Below are 16,221 nucleotides of genomic sequence, written 5' to 3' on the forward strand. Positions count from 1 at the left end.
TTCAGGCGCTATGCTAAATATCCTGACATGCTACTGGTTTTTCATCCAGTGTTTTTTACTGGCATTCCTGGCAACAAGGAGTAAAATTATTCACCTGCCGCTTATAACGTCATCAGGTTGTCGCCCATGAGTAAACCGTTCAAATTGAATTCTGCTTTCCGTCCGTCTGGCGATCAGCCTGAGGCGATCCGTCGTCTGGAAGAGGGGCTGGAGGATGGGCTGGCGCACCAGACGCTGCTGGGGGTTACCGGCTCGGGTAAAACCTTTACCATTGCCAACGTGATTGCGGATCTCCAGCGCCCTACGATGGTGCTGGCGCCCAACAAAACCCTGGCGGCGCAGCTTTACGGCGAGATGAAAGAGTTCTTCCCGGAAAACGCCGTTGAGTATTTCGTCTCCTACTACGATTACTACCAGCCAGAAGCCTATGTGCCGAGCTCTGACACCTTCATCGAGAAAGATGCGTCGGTGAACGAACACATTGAGCAGATGCGACTGTCGGCCACTAAGGCGCTACTGGAGCGTCGCGATGTGGTTGTGGTGGCCTCTGTTTCGGCGATTTACGGCCTGGGCGATCCGGATCTCTATCTCAAGATGATGCTGCACCTGACGCAGGGGATGATCATCGACCAGCGCGCGATTTTGCGTCGTCTGGCGGAGCTGCAGTACACCCGCAACGACCAGGCCTTCCAGCGTGGTACGTTCCGCGTGCGCGGCGAAGTGATCGACATCTTCCCGGCGGAATCGGACGATATGGCGCTGCGCGTTGAGCTATTTGACGAGGAGGTCGAACGCCTGTCGCTCTTCGACCCGCTGACCGGACACGTTGAGTCAGTGATCCAGCGCTTCACCATCTACCCGAAAACGCACTACGTGACGCCGCGCGAGCGTATCGTGCAGGCGATGGAAGAGATCAAAGTGGAGCTGGCCGAGCGCCGCAAAGTGCTGCTGGCGAACAATAAGCTGCTGGAAGAGCAGCGCCTCAGCCAGCGTACTCAGTTCGACCTGGAGATGATGAACGAGCTGGGCTACTGCTCCGGCATCGAAAACTACTCCCGCTTCCTCTCCGGGCGCGGGCCGGGCGAGCCGCCGCCGACGCTGTTTGATTACCTTCCGGCCGACGGTTTGCTGGTGATCGACGAATCCCACGTCACCATCCCGCAGATCGGCGGGATGTACCGCGGCGACCGGGCGCGTAAAGAGACGCTGGTGGAGTACGGATTCCGCCTGCCGTCAGCGCTGGATAACCGTCCGATGAAGTTTGAAGAGTTTGAGGCGCTGGCGCCGCAAACCATCTACGTCTCTGCCACGCCGGGCAACTACGAGCTGGAAAAATCGGGCGATGAGGTGGTTGACCAGGTAGTGCGTCCGACCGGGCTGCTGGACCCGATTATCGAGGTGCGTCCGGTGGCGACGCAGGTAGACGACCTGCTCTCTGAGATCCGCGCCCGTTCCGCCATCAACGAGCGCGTGCTGGTGACCACGCTCACCAAGCGTATGGCGGAAGACCTGACCGAGTATCTCGAAGAGCACGGCGAGAAGGTGCGTTATCTGCACTCGGATATCGATACCGTGGAGCGCATGGAGATTATCCGCGACCTGCGCCTGGGCGAGTTTGACGTGCTGGTGGGGATTAACCTGCTGCGGGAAGGTCTGGATATGCCGGAAGTCTCGCTGGTGGCGATTCTGGACGCGGATAAAGAGGGCTTCCTGCGCTCTGAACGTTCCCTGATCCAGACCATTGGCCGCGCCGCGCGTAACGTCAACGGGAAAGCGATTCTGTACGGTGACAAAATTACCCCGTCGATGGCGAAAGCGATCGGTGAGACGGAGCGCCGCCGCGAGAAGCAGCAGCGCTACAACGAAGAGCACGGCATTACCCCGCAGGGGCTGAACAAGAAGGTGGTGGATATTCTGGCGCTGGGCCAGAACATTGCCAAAACCAAAGCGAAAGGCCGCGGCAAGGCGCGTTCAGTGGTGGAAGAAGATACCGTCGTGCTGACGCCGAAGGCGCTGCAGCAGAAGATCCACGAGCTGGAAGGGCAGATGATGCAGCACGCGCAGAACCTGGAGTTCGAAGAGGCGGCGCAGATCCGCGACCAGCTTCATCAGCTGCGGGATCTGTTTATCGCGGCATCGTGAGTTTTTTGCCCGGTGGCGCTGCGCTTACCGGGCCTACAGGTTTAGCGTCTTTTGTCACCCCGGTAAGCGCCGCGCCACCGGGGTTTTTGTTAACCCAACGCCTGAATTGCTTTCTCCAGCGCCTCGCGCAGCAGGTGGCGGTCGTGACGATATTTAATATCGCTGGCTTCCAGCGGCTCCTGAACCACCACGCGATCGCCAATCCCTGTCACATCCACTTTTGGCCCAACCACGACACCGTCGATAATTTTCTTACCGACGTACTGCTCCATCAGGTTGAGCTTGTCCGCCAGCGACAGGCTCGCCGCGGCCGGACTCAGCTCACGCCCTAAATTGCCGATGTAGACCATCGGCGCCGGGGTGCGGCGCAGCGCCTGCGCCAGCTCTTTCACCAGCAGGATCGGCATCAGGCTGGTGTAAAAGCTGCCCGGACCGATCAGAATTAAATCCGCATCGCCAATTGCTTCTACGGCTTCACGCGTCGCCGGCACGCTCGGGTAAGTCATCAGCTCTTTGGGCGGCAGCAGAAGCTGGTCAATATTCACCTCGCCGTACACTTCATGCCCTTCGGCGTCGATGGCCATCAAGTCAACCGGTTGTTCAGACATGGGGATCAGGAATGCGTCCACTTTGAGCAGGTTACGGATCAGATTGATGGCTTCGAGAGGCCTTACGCTCAGGTGATCCAGCGCCTTTAACATCAGATTTCCGAGGTTATGTCCGGAAAGTTCGCCATTGCCGCCAAAACGGTACTCAAACATCGCCGACGCGACGCTCGGCTCGGTAATTAACTGGTTCAGGCAGTTGCGCATATCGCCCCAGGCAATACCGCCTTCGGCACGTCTGATCCGCCCGGTTGAGCCGCCGTTATCGGTGGTGGTCACTATCCCTGTCAGCCTTGAGCCGAGTGACGACAAAGAGGACATAACGCGGCCCAGGCCGTGGCCTCCGCCAAGAGCGACCACTCGGTCAAGATCCGCAAAAGTGCGATTGCGCATACGTATTCCTTATCACGTTCGATCGCGTAACAGTAACCTAACTACCCCTAAAAGACGATGCCTCACCCGAAGCAAAATGACGTATATCAATGTGAAAGTGCAGTTTTTAGGTATTCTGTAGCGAAAATGCAGGATTGATTCGCTATATACGTAATTATATAGCGAAAAGCGATAATGGCGCTGTCAGACTTTCCGCGCTACTATCGCCTTAACCACGTTTTCAACACTGAAAACATACACTCTAGCCCTTGTGCCTGTGTCGAAAGATATGGCGCTCTGGCCGTGGCGAATTTGCCACCAGGGTACAGAAAGAAATGACTGTGCCTCCCGTATCTGGAAAGGTGTACATGGCTTCACAACTTACTGATGCTTTCGCGCGTAAGTTTTATTACTTACGTCTGTCGATTACCGATGTGTGCAACTTCCGTTGCACCTACTGCCTGCCCGACGGCTACAAACCGGGCAGCGTCACCAATAACGGCTTTCTCTCCGTGGATGAAGTGCGCCGCGTCACGCGCGCCTTCTCTGAGCTCGGCACCGAAAAAGTGCGTCTGACCGGCGGTGAACCCTCTCTGCGCCGTGATTTCCCGGACATCATTGCTGCCGTGCGTGAAAACGACCGCATTCGCCAGATTGCCGTGACCACCAACGGTTACCGCATGGCGCGCGACGTGGCCACCTGGCGCGATGCGGGCTTAACCGCCATTAACGTCAGCGTGGACAGTCTCGACGCCCGCCAGTTTCACGCCATTACCGGCCAGGATAAATTCCGCCAGGTGATGGACGGCATCGACGCGGCGTTCAGCGCCGGGTTCGAGAAGGTCAAAGTCAATACGGTGCTGATGCGCGACGTCAACCACCATCAGCTGGACACCTTCCTCGCCTGGATCAAATCCCGCCCCATTCAGCTGCGCTTTATTGAGCTGATGGAAACCGGCGAGGGCAGCGAGCTGTTCCGTCGTCATCACATCTCCGGCATGGTCCTGCGCGACGCGCTGCTGAAACGCGGCTGGATCCACCAGATCCGCCAGCGCAGCGACGGCCCGGCGCAGGTCTTCTGCCATCCTGATTACGAAGGCGAGATCGGGCTTATCATGCCTTACGAGAAAGACTTCTGCGCCAGCTGCAACCGCCTGCGCGTCTCTTCCGTCGGCAAACTCCATCTCTGCCTGTTCGGGGACGGCGGCGTGGACCTGCGCGATCTGCTGGCAGACGATGCCCAGCAGGAGGCACTTGAAGCGCGCATTTCTGAAGCGCTGACGCATAAAAAACAGACCCACTTCCTGCATCAGGGCAATACCGGCATTACTCAGAACCTGTCTTACATCGGCGGGTAATCAGGCTTAAGAAGGAATCAGAAGATGAGTCAGGTAAGCGCAGAATTTATCCCGACACGCATTGCTATCCTTACCGTTTCCGATCGCCGTGGCGAAGAGGATGATACCTCCGGCCACTGGCTGCGCGAGGCGGCCCATGACGCGGGACATCACATCGTCGATAAAGCGATCGTGAAGGAGAACCGCTACGCCATTCGCGCGCAGGTCTCTCAGTGGATCGCCAGCGATGAGGTGCAGGTGGTGCTGATCACCGGCGGCACCGGCTTTACCGCAGGCGATCAGGCGCCTGAAGCGCTGATCCCGCTGTTCGACCGCGAGGTGGAAGGCTTCGGCGAGGTGTTCCGCATGCTCTCCTTTGAAGAGATTGGCACCTCCACGCTGCAGTCGCGCGCCGTTGCCGGGGTGGCGAACAACACCCTGATTTTCGCCATGCCGGGCTCGACCAAAGCCTGCCGCACCGCGTGGGAAAACATCATCGCCCCGCAGCTGGATGCCCGTACCCGTCCGTGTAATTTCCATCCCCATTTAAAGAAATAAGCTATGTCACAACTGACCCACATTAACGCCGCTGGCGAAGCGCATATGGTGGACGTCTCTGCCAAAGCGGAAACGGTGCGCGAAGCGCGCGCCGAAGCGTTCGTCACCATGCTGCCGGAAACGCTGGCGATGATCATCGACGGCAGCCATCACAAGGGTGATGTCTTTGCGACCGCCCGCATCGCCGGTATTCAGGCCGCCAAGCGCACCTGGGACTTAATTCCGCTGTGCCATCCGCTGATGCTGAGCAAGGTGGAGGTAAACCTGCAGGCGCAGCCGGAGCACAATCGCGTGCGCATTGAATCGCTGTGCCGCTTAACCGGCAAAACCGGCGTGGAGATGGAGGCGCTGACGGCAGCGTCCGTGGCCGCGCTGACCATCTACGACATGTGCAAAGCGGTGCAGAAAGACATGGTGATTGGCCCGGTTCGCCTGCTGGCAAAAAGCGGCGGCAAATCCGGAGATTTTAAGGTGGACAGCCATGATTAAGGTGCTCTTTTTTGCGCAGGTGCGCGAGCTGGTGAATACCGACAGCCTGACGCTGGATGCGTCTTTTGACAACGTTGCGGCCCTGCGTGCGCATCTGGCGGCACAGAGCGACCGCTGGGCGCTGGCGCTCGACGAAGGCAAACTGCTGGCCGCCGTTAACCAGACGCTGGTGGAGTTCACTCATCCGCTGAAGGAAGGCGATGAAGTGGCCTTCTTCCCGCCGGTCACAGGGGGCTAATATGAGTGAAACCCGCATTCTGGTTGGCCCTGAGCGCTTTAACGTTGGGACAGAATACAGCTGGCTGGCGGAACGCGACGAAGACGGTGCGGTCGTGACCTTTACCGGCAAAGTGCGCAATCACAACCTCGGTGACAGCGTGAAGGCGCTGACGCTGGAGCACTATCCCGGCATGACCGAAAAATCGCTGGCGGAGATAGTGGTCGAGGCGCGAGGCCGCTGGCCGCTCGGACGCGTCACGGTGATTCACCGTATCGGCGAGATGTGGCCCGGCGAGGAGATTGTCTTTGTCGGGGTGACCAGCGCGCACCGCGGCAGCGCGTTTGCGGCAGGGGAGTTCATTATGGATTACCTCAAAACCAAAGCCCCGTTCTGGAAGCGCGAAGCCACGCCGGAAGGCGATCGCTGGGTAGAATCTCGCGATAGCGATAAACAGGCCGCCAGCCGTTGGTAGTCGGTTTACGTGGATGTGTTACTCTTAACGAGTGTGTCTACTTAATCTTAATCAGGAGTGAATCATGGACCGATTTCCGCGTTCCGATTCAATAGTGCAGCAGACCCGTAGCGGCCTGCAGACGTATATGGCTCAGGTGTACGGCTGGATGACGGTTGGCCTGCTGCTTACCGCGTTTATCGCGTGGTATGCGGCGAATACGCCGGAGCTGATGATGTTTATTTTCTCCAGCAAAATCACCTTCTTTGGGCTGATTATTGCGCAGCTGGCGCTGGTGTTTGTGCTTTCGGGTCTGGTGCACAAGCTAAGTGCCGGCATGGCAACGACCCTGTTTATGCTCTATTCGGCGCTAACGGGGCTGACGCTTTCCAGTATTTTCATCGTTTACACCTACTCATCCATCGCCAGCACCTTCGTGGTCACCGGCGGGATGTTTGGTGCGATGAGCCTGTACGGCTACACCACGAAGCGCGATCTGAGCGGTTTCGGCAGCATGCTGTTTATGGGGCTGATCGGGATTGTGCTGGCGTCGCTGGTGAACCTGTGGCTGAAGAGCGACGCGCTGATGTGGGCCGTGACCTACATCGGGGTGGTGCTCTTCGTCGGGTTGACGGCTTATGACACGCAGAAGCTGAAAAACATCGGTGAGCAGATCGACGTGCGCGACAGTTCAAACCTGCGCAAATATTCGATTCTGGGCGCGCTGACGCTCTATCTTGACTTCATCAACCTGTTCCTGATGCTGCTGCGGATTTTAGGCAACCGTCGCTAAGGTTGTTTGCCGGGTGGCGGCTTCGCCTGACCCGGCCTACGCTGCGCCGAACGGAGGGCGGGGAACGGGACCACCACACCCCCACAATTCACTTCGCTAGCATCCTCTCATTCTTCGCCCGCAGCTTTTTCGCCCGACTTTCCAGCACCAGATAGCAGACCGTTGCCAGCGCCAGCGGCAGGAAGTAATACAGCATCCTGTACGCCAGCAGGGCGGCGATAATCGTTCCCTGAGAAACATGCTCCCCGGCCAGCAGGGCAATAAACACCGCCTCCAGCACGCCGATCCCCGCCGGAATGTGCACAATCACCCCGGCAATGCTGCTCACCAGCAGCACGCCCAGCACGAAGAAGTAATTGACGTCCTCGCCAATCAGCAGCCAGATGATGGCCCCCATGGCCATCCAGTTGGCGCTGGAGACCGCCATCTGCAGCACCGCAAACTTCCACGAGGGCAGGACCAGCTTTTGCCCTTTGATGGTCATATGGCGGCGCTTTGCAAACGCGCAGGCCCAGAGATAAACGGCGATAATCAGCAGCAGCACGATGCCCAGAATGCGCAGCGTGGCCTCGTCGATATACCAGTGCGCGGGCAGCTGCACCACGCCGATGGTGAAGATCACCCCGCCGAGCAGAATATAGCCCAGCCAGTTGGTGGTAATGCTCAGGGAAAAAATGCGCGTGATGGTCCCGCCCGGCAGGCCGAGCCGCGAGTAGAGGCGATAGCGCATGCCTATCCCCCCGACCCAGGTGCTCAGCGTCAGGTTAAAGGCGTAGCAGATAAACGACACCAGCATCACCTGACGTTTGGCCAGCTTGTGGCCGCAGTAGGCCCGACCCAGTAGATCATAGCAGCCGTACATCAGGTAGCTCACGATAACCAGCCCCGTCGCGCCCAGCAGCACCATCCGGTTATAGTTGCGGATGACCTTCCACACCTCTTCCCAGTCCACTTTCTGCGCGTAGACCACCAGCAGCACCGCGACGGCAATAAAAAACACCCAGGTGAGGATCTTTTTTGCCAGTCGCCAGCGTGGATGCGATTTTGACATCAGGGTTTGCCTCCGTCTTCCGCTTCTATGCGGTCCTGGGTTTCCATTTCGGGTTGTACCGGCGGGTCCACCTGCGCTAGCTTCGGCGTATGCGCCGGCAGCCAGCCGACCATCGCCGGGAAATGCCGCAGGAAGTGGAACACCACCACGCTGATGCCCAGGTTCCACCAGGTGCGTTTGGGAACCATAGACTCATCCACGCGCACGCAGTCGTTAACGATCAACGCCTGCAGGTTATCCCGCAGGGTCTGGTTAAACTGGCGGTCGTGAATGATCAGGTTGGCTTCAAGGTTAAGCGACAGGCTCAGCGGATCGAGGTTGCTGGAGCCCACGGTGGCCCAGTGATCGTCCATCAGCGCGACTTTGCCGTGCAGCGGTCGACGGCGGTATTCGTAGATCTGGACGCCGCCCTTCACCAGGTAGTTGTACAGCAGCCGCGCCCCGACTTTGACGATCGGCATATCCGGCTCACCTTGCACGATCAGCTTCACGCGCACGCCGCGTCTTGCAGCATTGCGCATGGCATGCAGCAGGCGATAGCCCGGGAAAAAGTAGGCGTTAGCAATAATCACTTCGCGCTTCGCGTTGGCGAGCATCTTAAGGTAGTGGCGTTCAATGTCGTCCCGGTGCTCGCCGTTGTCGCGCCAGACGAAAAGCGCCTGCGCTTCGCCGGGCTTCCGGTTCTCTTCCGGGCGATGGCGGCGTCGCCACCAGCGGCGTACGGCCTCTTTCCCCGGCAGGTTCTCCAGCTCAAACAGCAAGATATCCTGCACTACCGGGCCTTCAATGCGAATGGCGTAATCCTGCTTCGCTTCCGGGCCGTAGTCGGACATATGTTCCGCCGAGTAGTTAATGCCGCCGACAAACGCCACCGTCTCATCCACCACCACAATTTTGCGGTGCATTCGGCGGAAAAGGTTGGTCCGCATGCCGAACAGGCGAGGGCCGGGATCGTAGTAGCAGAATACCACGCCTGCGGCGGTCAGTTCATTGACGAACGCATCGCTGAGGTCCGGCGAGCCGTAGCCATCCAGCAGTACTTCAATTTTGACGCCGCGCTGTGCGGCGCGCAGGAGCACGCTGTGCAGCTGCTTGCCGACGTTGTCTTCGAACCAGATAAAGGTTTCGAGGATCACTTTCTGCTGGGCGTTATCAATTGCCTTAAACACGGCCGGGTAATACTCGTCCCCGTTGACCAGCAGCGTGATCCGGTTGCCTTCCTGCCAGGAACATTTCATAAGTGGATCTCCGCGCTGAGCGGGGCATGGTCGGAAAGATGCCGCCAGTTGAGAAGCGCCAGGGCGGTCGGGCTGCTGGCGTGGGCATTTTTCACGTAGATGCGGTCAAGCCGCAGCAGCGGGAAACGGACCGGGAACGTGCGCGCAGGCCTGCCGTTCGCCCGGGTGAAGATCTCCTCCAGCCCGGCATCCACCTTCAACGGATGGTTTGCCCGCTGGCGCCAGTCGTTGAAATCGCCTGCCACGACAACAGGTTCACCGTCAGGCAGCGCGTTGGCCCATTCGGCCAGCATTTTCAGCTGCGCCTGACGATGGGCTTCGCGCAGGCCCAGATGAACGCAGCCGACGTGGATGGGCAGCTCAAGGTCGGGCGGGGTAATGCGGCAGTAGAGCAGGCCGCGTTTTTCGCTCTCCCCGACGGAAACGTCGCGGTTTTCATAATGTTCAATGGGATAACGCGACAGCACCGCGTTGCCGTGATGACCTTCAGGATAGACCGCGTTGCGGCCGTAGGCGTAATCGCTCCACATGGTGTCGGCCAGAAATTCATAGTGCGGCGTGTCGGGCCAGTTCTCAAAGTGAAGCGGATGTACTTCGTGCGCGCCCATCACCTCCTGCAGGCAGACAATATCCGCGCTGACGGTGCGCACCGCGTCGCGCAGCTCCGGTAAAATGAAGCGGCGGTTAAATGCTGTGAAGCCCTTATGAATGTTTATCGTCAGCACTTTAAGCGAGAAATGCTGCATTTTTTTCGTCATAAGCTCCTTCCTGAGTGACTATCCCGATGAAAATAAAGTGTAGTCGTCGTCACAAAAAGATGCGGCGTTACGGAATTTTCCGTAAAGTGCGGTAGTCTGATTAAGCAGAGAAAAATCCTTCAGGAGAGAAGCCATGAAGTGGCAACAACGTGTTCGTGTCGCAACTGGCCTGAGTTGCTGGCAGATAATGTTGCATTTACTGGTCGTGGCCGTACTGGTGATGGGCTGGATGAGCGGCACGCTGGTACGTGTTGGCCTGGGGCTATGCGTCCTTTACGGCGTCACCGTGCTGTCGATGCTGTTCTTGCAGCGCCACCATGACGCGCGCTGGCGCGAGGTGGGTGACGTGCTCGAAGAGCTCACCACCACCTGGTACTTTGGTGCGGCGATGATTGTTCTGTGGCTGCTGTCACGCGTGCTGCAAAACAACCTGCTGCTGGCCCTGGCGGGTCTGGCCATCCTCGCAGGGCCTGCGGTGGTCTCGTTGCTGACCAAAGAGAAAAAGCTACGCGATGTTGCGTCTAAACATCGCATAGGCCACTGAGCCTGTCGTGGCCGCGATGACCAGTAGCGGCCACAAACTTCCCCAGACAATATCCAGACTCGCATCCTTCAGATAGATCTGCTTGGTGATATCCGTAAAGTGGCGTATCGGGTTTATCCACGTCAGATCCTGGAGCCACACCGGCATATTCTCAACCGGCGAGACGTACCCGGAGAGCAGGATCGCGGGCATCATAAAGACGAATACCCCGATAAACGCCTGCTGCTGCGTCGAGCAGAGTGCGGAAATCAGCAGCCCAAACCCCACCAGCGACAGCCCGTAAATCACCATCGTGAAGTAAAACAGCGCCAGCGATCCGGCGAACGGGATCTGGTAGGCCCAAATTCCCACCCCCAGCACGATGGTGGCCTGGAAGGTGGCGACAATTAGCGCCGGCACCGCTTTGCCGACGAAAATTTGCCAGGTGGCGAGCGGGGAGACCAGCAGCTGATCCAGCGTGCCCTGTTCGCGCTCGCGGGCGACGGAGAGAGAGGTCACAATCATCACCCCGATGGTGGTGATCATGGCGATCAGCGACGGCACCACAAACCACTTGTAGTCCAGATTCGGGTTATACCAGTTGCGCACCACCAGTTCGCTGTTGTTGGGCTTCGGTTTGCCGTCCATCAGCTCCTGCTGGTAATCCTTCACCACCTGCTGGAGGTAGTTGGCCGCGATCTGGGCGCTGTTGGAGTTGCGCCCGTCGAGGATCAGCTGCATCGGCGCGGTCTGGAAGGTATCCAGATTGCGGGAGAAATCCGCCGGGAAGCGCACCAGCAGCAGCGCTTTTTGCGTGTCGATGGTGGGCTGAATGTCCTGCGGGCTTTTCAGCAGCAGGATGTGGGTAAAGGCTTTCGCACGCGCAAAGCGCTGCGTCAGCTCGACGGAATGTTTGCCGTTGTCTTCGTTGTAAATGGCAATGGTGGCGTTGGTCACCTCAAGGGTGGCGGCAAACGGGAACAGTAAAACCTGGATCAGCACCGGCAACACCAGAATGGCGCGGGTTTGCGGCTCGCGCAGCAGGGATTGCAGCTCTTTGCGTATTAACGTCCATAAACGGTGAAACATGCGCGCTCCTTAATCTAACCGCCGTTTGGTTTTCATCCACGTCAACCCGATAAACATCACCGCCGACGCCATTAAAAACAGCGTGTTGATAATCAGCACTACCGGAATATTCCCCGCCAGGAACAGGCTTTGCAGCGTGCTCACGAAGTAGCGCGCCGGGATAATGTAGGTCACGGCGCGGATGACGGCAGGCATGCTGTCTATCTGGAAGATAAACCCGGACAGCATAATCGACGGCAGGAAAGCGGCGTTCAGCGCCACCTGCGCGGCGTTAAACTGGTTGCGGGTGATGGTGGAGATGAGCAGCCCCATCCCCAGCGTGCTGAGTAAAAACAGGCTGGTGATAAAGAACAGCACCACCAGCGAGCCGCGATACGGCACGCCGAGGATAAAGACGGATACCAGCATGCAGAGCAGCATCGCCAGCATGCCGAGGAAGTAGTAGGGAATAAGCTTGCACAGCAGCAGCTCGACGCGCGTCACTTCGGTGGAAAGCAGCGCCTCCATGGTGCCGCGCTCCCACTCGCGGGCGATAACCAGCGAGGTCAGAATCGCGCCGATCACCGTCATAATAATCGTCACCGCGCCCGGAATAATAAAGTGCTGGCTGATGGCGGCGGGGTTAAACCAGTAGCGCGTCTGCACGTCGATGAGCGGCTTAAATTCTTCACCCCGGTCTTCGGCGCGCTGCATTTGCCAGAGCTGCCAGATCCCCTCCGCGTAGCCCTGCACGAAGTTCGCGGTGTTCGGCTCGCTGCCGTCGGTGATGACCTGGATCGGCGCATCGGTATTCGCCCGCGCCATGTTGGCGGCAAAATCCACCGGAATGACGATCAGACCGCGAATCTTCCCGGCCTGCATCTTCTGGATCAGCTCCTGGCGGTTGTCGCTGATGGTGGCATCAATGTAGGGCGAACCGGTCATGGCGTGGGTAAAGTCCAGCGCCTCTTCGCTCTGCTGTTCGAGTAAAATCCCGACCCGCAGCTTGCTGGAGTCCAGGTTAATGCCGTAACCAAAGATAAACAGCAGCAGCAGGGGGATCACCACCGCAATCAGCCAGCTGCTGGGATCGCGCACGATCTGCCGCGTCTCTTTAACGCACAGCGCGCGAACCCGGCGCCAGGAAAGGGCGTTACTGCGCATGGGCATTCTCCTTATCCCAGTCGTGGATGAGGGTGATAAACGCCTGCTCCATGGTCGGGTCCGGCACCGCGTCGTCGGCGGCCTGGTTTTTCAGGTCGTCCGGCGTGCCGTGGGCAATCAGCTTGCCGCGATACACCAGCCCGATGCGGTCGCAGTACTCCGCCTCGTCCATAAAGTGGGTGGTCACCATCACGGTTACCCCTTTTTCCACCATGCTGTTGATATGCAGCCAGAACTCGCGGCGGGTAATGGGATCAACGCCGGAGGTCGGCTCGTCCAGAAACAGAATATCCGGCTCGTGCATCAGCGAGCAGGCCAGCGCCAGCCGCTGCTTAAAGCCGAGCGGCAGTTCGTCGGTGGCGTGGGAAGCAATCGTCGTTAACCCGAAGGCGTCGCTCATGCGGCGGATTTTCTCGTTCTGCGCCCGTCCGCGCAGGCCGTACACGCCGGAGAAAAAGCGCAGATTCTGCTCGACCGTCAGGTTGCCGTACAGGGAGAACTTCTGCGCCATATAGCCCAGGTGCTGGCGCGCCTTGCCGGAGCTGACTTTGAGATCCATATCCAGCACCAGCGCCTTGCCGGACGTCGGCACCAGCAGGCCACACATCATCTTAAAGGTGGTCGATTTTCCCGCGCCGTTTGGTCCGAGCAGGCCAAAAATCTCGCCGCGCTTCACGGCAAAATTCACGTTGTCAGTGGCGGCGAAATCCCCGAACTTTTTGGTGAGGGATTTGGCTTCGATCACCGTTTCGCCCGGCGTACCTTCCACCGTGTGCAGGATCGCCCCAAGCGGCGACTCGGAGGTCCCCGCGCCGCCCAGCAGGTCGATGAACGCATCTTCAAAACGCGGCGCCGTCTCTTCCATCTCAATCGTCGGCATCCCAGGCGCCCGGCGAATATCGTCGACGGTGGCCTCTTTTTTGAGGATGACCCGCACCGAGCGGCCCTGAATCATCCCGTCGCTGACCTGCGGCAACCTGAGCACCCGCTGCAGCAGCGAGCGGTTGGACGCCTGCGGGCTGTGCAGCAGGAAGCTGCGCCCGGCCATGCTCTGCGTCAGCGTCGTCGGCTCGCCCTGATAGAGCAGCTCGCCTTCGTTCATCAGCAGCACGTCCCGGCACTGCTCGGCTTCGTCGAGGTAGGAGGTGCTCCAGAGGATCAGCATCCCGTCGCCCGCCAGCTCGTGCACCATCTGCCACAGCTCGCGGCGGGAAATCGGGTCTACGCCGACGCCGGGCTCGTCCAGCAGCAGCACCTTCGGCTCGCCCACCAGCGTGCAGGCCAGCCCCAGCTTCTGCTTCATCCCGCCGGAGAGCTTGCCCGCCAGCCGGTCGGTGAACGGGCCGAGCGAGGTAAATTCCAGCAGGCGGGCGAAGGTTTTCTCCCGGGTTTCGCCGGTGACGCTGCGCAGGTCGGCGTACAGGTTCAGGTTTTCCATCACCGTCAGGTCTTCATACAGGCCAAACTTCTGCGGCATATAGCCGAGCATGGCGTGGAGCGGGCCGTCGTCTTTTATCGGATCCAGGCCCAGCACGCGGGCCGATCCTTCATCCGGCTTCAGCAACCCCGCCAGCATCCGCATCAGCGTGGTTTTCCCCGCGCCGTCCGGACCGACCAGCCCGGTCACGTAGCCTTTCCGGATGGTGCAGTTCAGCGGCGCGACCGCAGGCTTATCCATCCCCTTAAAGCGTTTAACCAGACTGTTGAGCTGAATAACCGCGTCATTCATGTCGTTCCCCGCTGTTCACTTTTACGGTGACGGGCATGCCCTGGCGCAGGGCGTCGTCCGCATCGGTCACGATGATGCGCAGGCGATACACCAGGTCGGTACGCAGGTCCGGCGTTTCTACCGTTTTCGGCGTGAATTCGGCGGTAGGGGAGACAAAGCCCACCTTGCCGTGATACGGCTTGTCCGGGCGACCGTCGGTATAGAGCAGCAGCTCGCGGCCCGGCTGCATCTGGCCGAGATTCGGCTCATCAATGTAGGCGCGCACCCACACCGGACGGGTGAGCGACAGGGTTAAAACGGTGCTTCCGGCGCTGAGCATGCTGCCCGGCTCGACGGCGCGGGTCATCAGCGTGCCGTCAGACGGTGCGATGAGCGTGGTGTCGTGCAGATCCAGCTCTGCCTGCGCCAGCTGGGCCTGCGCCTGTTCAAGGCTGGCTTTCGCCTGGGCGATATCCTGCGGGCGGTTACCGGTGTGGTACTGGCTTAATTTATCCTGCGCGGACTTCAGGGTTGCCTGCGCCTGGTCGCGGGAGGAGCGCGCATTTTCCAGGTCATTTGCGGAAATGGTGCGGCTTTTCCACAGCCCCTGCTGGCGGGCGTAGAAGTTCTGCGCGTAGTCATAGGCCGCCTGTGCCTGTTTGACGGCGGCAGCGGCCTGGGCGATCTCTTCGTCGCGATAGCCGGCCAGCATCAGGTCATACTGCGCCTGCGCAACGGAGACGCCCGCTTTGGCCTGCAGCAGCGCGTTTTCATAGGGCGCTTTGTCCAGCATCCCCAGCGTCTGCCCGCTTTTAATGGCATCGCCTTCGTCCACGTTGAGCGAGGCGAGACGTCCGCCGACGCGGAAGCTCATGTTCACCGTGCGAATATCCACGTTACCGTACAGCGTCAGGCCTTTATCCTGATGGCTCTGATACCACAGCCATCCACCGACGCCCGCGGCAAGCAAAACAATGACCACCAGAATGATGGCGACAGGTTTTTTCATGACTTCAGGCTCCTTTGCGTTAAGCCTTGCAGGATCAGATCGAGATGACAGGCGATCACCTCACCGATCTGCGCGGCTTTATCCTCATCAAATTGTGTCCAGCCGGTGCGTAACAGGATGGTTTCCCGGCCCAGACGGAAGGCAAGGATTTCACCCAGCAGGGCGTGGGTATGCAAAATTGTCGCGGTATCGCCGGCATCCCGCCCGGTATAGGCGGCGATCAGCCGGGTCAGGTGGGTATGCATCGGGGCAATCACCCGATCGTGTACCCGCTGGTAGGCGGCAGTGGGGGAGAGCTGCTCGCGGGAGATAAACTTGCTCAGGTTGAGCGTATCGTCGTGCGTCAGCACGCGGATCATGTTGTGGCAGGCACTCAGGATCAGCTGGCGGATGGCCTCGCGATCGGGCGACGGCTGGCCGAGCAGCGCGGTGGCCTCCTCGACGTGCGGGTGAAACTGCGTGCCGATAAAATCGGCAATCCACTCGGCGCAGGCGAGATATAAATCCTCTTTTGAGCCAAAATAGTAGGTAATCGCCGCAATGTTTTGCCCGGCCAGCGCGGCGATATCGCGCGTGGTCGCGTGCAGCCCGTACTCGCCAAACTGCGCCAGCGCGGCGGCAATAAGCTGGTTTTTGGCCTGTTCACCTTTGGTTGTTGTGGGAGTTGTATTCATGGCGGCATTAAAAATTAATCAATCGATTGATTAAGATTATGCCTGATTCGCATCCCCGTCG

Annotated in this window: 17 protein-coding genes and 1 riboswitch; of the genes, 8 read left to right on the forward strand and 9 right to left on the reverse strand. The window is 59.1% G+C overall.

Going from position 1 to position 16,221, the window contains the following annotated elements; translation table 11 throughout:
• The first annotated feature begins 126 nt into the window (after positions 1-126).
• Positions 127-2,142, forward strand: coding sequence for an excinuclease ABC subunit UvrB (uvrB, locus tag ACOTXT_RS03915; RefSeq protein WP_008501138.1), 2,016 nt, complete (start codon positions 127-129; stop codon positions 2,140-2,142).
• A gap of 89 nt (positions 2,143-2,231) precedes the next feature.
• Here uvrB and yvcK read toward each other — a convergent pair whose 3' ends face one another.
• Positions 2,232-3,140 (reverse strand): uridine diphosphate-N-acetylglucosamine-binding protein YvcK, encoded by a 909-nt coding sequence (gene yvcK / locus ACOTXT_RS03920; protein WP_039024400.1) that lies wholly within the window; start codon positions 3,138-3,140, stop codon positions 2,232-2,234.
• Between the two features lie 225 nt (positions 3,141-3,365).
• A riboswitch (molybdenum cofactor riboswitch) is annotated at positions 3,366-3,500 on the forward strand.
• Between yvcK and moaA the strand changes: the two genes are divergently transcribed.
• The 6 genes from moaA (at position 3,488) to ACOTXT_RS03950 (ending at position 6,967) form a co-directional block, all read left to right on the forward strand.
• Positions 3,488-4,477 (forward strand): GTP 3',8-cyclase MoaA, encoded by a 990-nt coding sequence (gene moaA, locus ACOTXT_RS03925; RefSeq protein WP_008501140.1) that lies wholly within the window; start codon positions 3,488-3,490, stop codon positions 4,475-4,477. (Overlaps the previous riboswitch by 13 nt.)
• A gap of 24 nt (positions 4,478-4,501) precedes the next feature.
• Positions 4,502-5,014 (forward strand): molybdenum cofactor biosynthesis protein B, encoded by a 513-nt coding sequence (gene moaB, locus ACOTXT_RS03930; RefSeq protein ID WP_023292963.1) that lies wholly within the window; start codon positions 4,502-4,504, stop codon positions 5,012-5,014.
• A 3-nt stretch (positions 5,015-5,017) separates the two neighbouring features.
• Positions 5,018-5,503, forward strand: coding sequence for a cyclic pyranopterin monophosphate synthase MoaC (gene moaC, locus ACOTXT_RS03935; protein ID WP_008501142.1), 486 nt, complete (start codon positions 5,018-5,020; stop codon positions 5,501-5,503).
• On the forward strand, positions 5,496-5,741 hold the full coding sequence (gene moaD, locus ACOTXT_RS03940; protein WP_023292961.1) for a molybdopterin synthase sulfur carrier subunit: 246 nt from the start codon (positions 5,496-5,498) through the stop codon (positions 5,739-5,741). The genes moaC and moaD overlap by 8 nt, the downstream gene beginning before the upstream one ends.
• A 1-nt stretch (position 5,742) precedes the next feature.
• Positions 5,743-6,195, forward strand: a complete 453-nt coding sequence (gene moaE / locus ACOTXT_RS03945; RefSeq protein WP_008501144.1) for a molybdopterin synthase catalytic subunit MoaE — start codon at positions 5,743-5,745, stop codon at positions 6,193-6,195.
• Positions 6,196-6,259: 64 nt separating this feature from the next.
• Complete coding sequence (locus tag ACOTXT_RS03950; protein ID WP_008501145.1) at positions 6,260-6,967, forward strand: Bax inhibitor-1/YccA family protein; 708 nt, start codon at positions 6,260-6,262, stop codon at positions 6,965-6,967.
• An 88-nt stretch (positions 6,968-7,055) separates the two neighbouring features.
• On the opposite strand, the gene ACOTXT_RS03955 is transcribed toward ACOTXT_RS03950, so the two are convergent.
• Genes ACOTXT_RS03955 through ACOTXT_RS03965 form a run of 3 tightly spaced genes read right to left on the reverse strand, consistent with a single transcriptional unit; the run spans position 7,056 to position 10,014 of the window.
• Positions 7,056-8,018, reverse strand: coding sequence for a lysylphosphatidylglycerol synthase domain-containing protein (locus ACOTXT_RS03955; protein ID WP_008501146.1), 963 nt, complete (start codon positions 8,016-8,018; stop codon positions 7,056-7,058).
• Positions 8,018-9,256, reverse strand: coding sequence for a cardiolipin synthase ClsB (clsB, locus tag ACOTXT_RS03960; RefSeq protein WP_333163630.1), 1,239 nt, complete (start codon positions 9,254-9,256; stop codon positions 8,018-8,020). The genes ACOTXT_RS03955 and clsB overlap by 1 nt, the downstream gene beginning before the upstream one ends.
• Complete coding sequence (locus ACOTXT_RS03965; RefSeq protein ID WP_008501148.1) at positions 9,253-10,014, reverse strand: endonuclease/exonuclease/phosphatase family protein; 762 nt, start codon at positions 10,012-10,014, stop codon at positions 9,253-9,255. Before ACOTXT_RS03965 ends, clsB begins: the two co-directional genes overlap by 4 nt.
• Before the next feature lie 133 nt (positions 10,015-10,147).
• Here ACOTXT_RS03965 and ACOTXT_RS03970 point away from each other — a divergent pair, with 133 nt between their 5' ends.
• On the forward strand, positions 10,148-10,558 hold the full coding sequence (locus ACOTXT_RS03970; protein ID WP_008501149.1) for a YbhQ family protein: 411 nt from the start codon (positions 10,148-10,150) through the stop codon (positions 10,556-10,558).
• Here ACOTXT_RS03970 and ACOTXT_RS03975 read toward each other — a convergent pair.
• The 5 genes from ACOTXT_RS03975 to cecR are packed head-to-tail and all read right to left on the reverse strand — an operon-like array spanning position 10,520 to position 16,160.
• Positions 10,520-11,626 carry an ABC transporter permease gene (locus ACOTXT_RS03975; RefSeq protein ID WP_008501150.1) on the reverse strand — a complete coding sequence of 369 codons (1,107 nt, stop codon included), beginning with the start codon at positions 11,624-11,626 and terminating at the stop codon, positions 10,520-10,522. The genes ACOTXT_RS03970 and ACOTXT_RS03975 overlap by 39 nt on opposite strands.
• A 9-nt stretch (positions 11,627-11,635) precedes the next feature.
• A complete protein-coding gene (locus tag ACOTXT_RS03980) occupies positions 11,636-12,769 on the reverse strand; it encodes an ABC transporter permease (RefSeq protein WP_021240987.1) in 1,134 nt (377 codons plus the stop codon).
• Positions 12,759-14,498, reverse strand: coding sequence for an ATP-binding cassette domain-containing protein (locus ACOTXT_RS03985; RefSeq protein ID WP_032663914.1), 1,740 nt, complete (start codon positions 14,496-14,498; stop codon positions 12,759-12,761). The genes ACOTXT_RS03980 and ACOTXT_RS03985 overlap by 11 nt, the downstream gene beginning before the upstream one ends.
• Positions 14,491-15,486 (reverse strand): secretion protein HlyD, encoded by a 996-nt coding sequence (gene hlyD, locus ACOTXT_RS03990; RefSeq protein ID WP_047745315.1) that lies wholly within the window; start codon positions 15,484-15,486, stop codon positions 14,491-14,493. Before hlyD ends, ACOTXT_RS03985 begins: the two co-directional genes overlap by 8 nt.
• Positions 15,483-16,160 carry a transcriptional regulator CecR gene (gene cecR, locus ACOTXT_RS03995; protein ID WP_023343624.1) on the reverse strand — a complete coding sequence of 226 codons (678 nt, stop codon included), beginning with the start codon at positions 16,158-16,160 and terminating at the stop codon, positions 15,483-15,485. Before cecR ends, hlyD begins: the two co-directional genes overlap by 4 nt.
• Positions 16,161-16,221: the final 61 nt, after the last annotated feature.

The sequence above is a fragment of the Enterobacter cloacae complex sp. IR5422 genome (assembly GCF_049238165.1).
Lineage (GTDB): Bacteria > Pseudomonadota > Gammaproteobacteria > Enterobacterales > Enterobacteriaceae > Enterobacter > Enterobacter roggenkampii.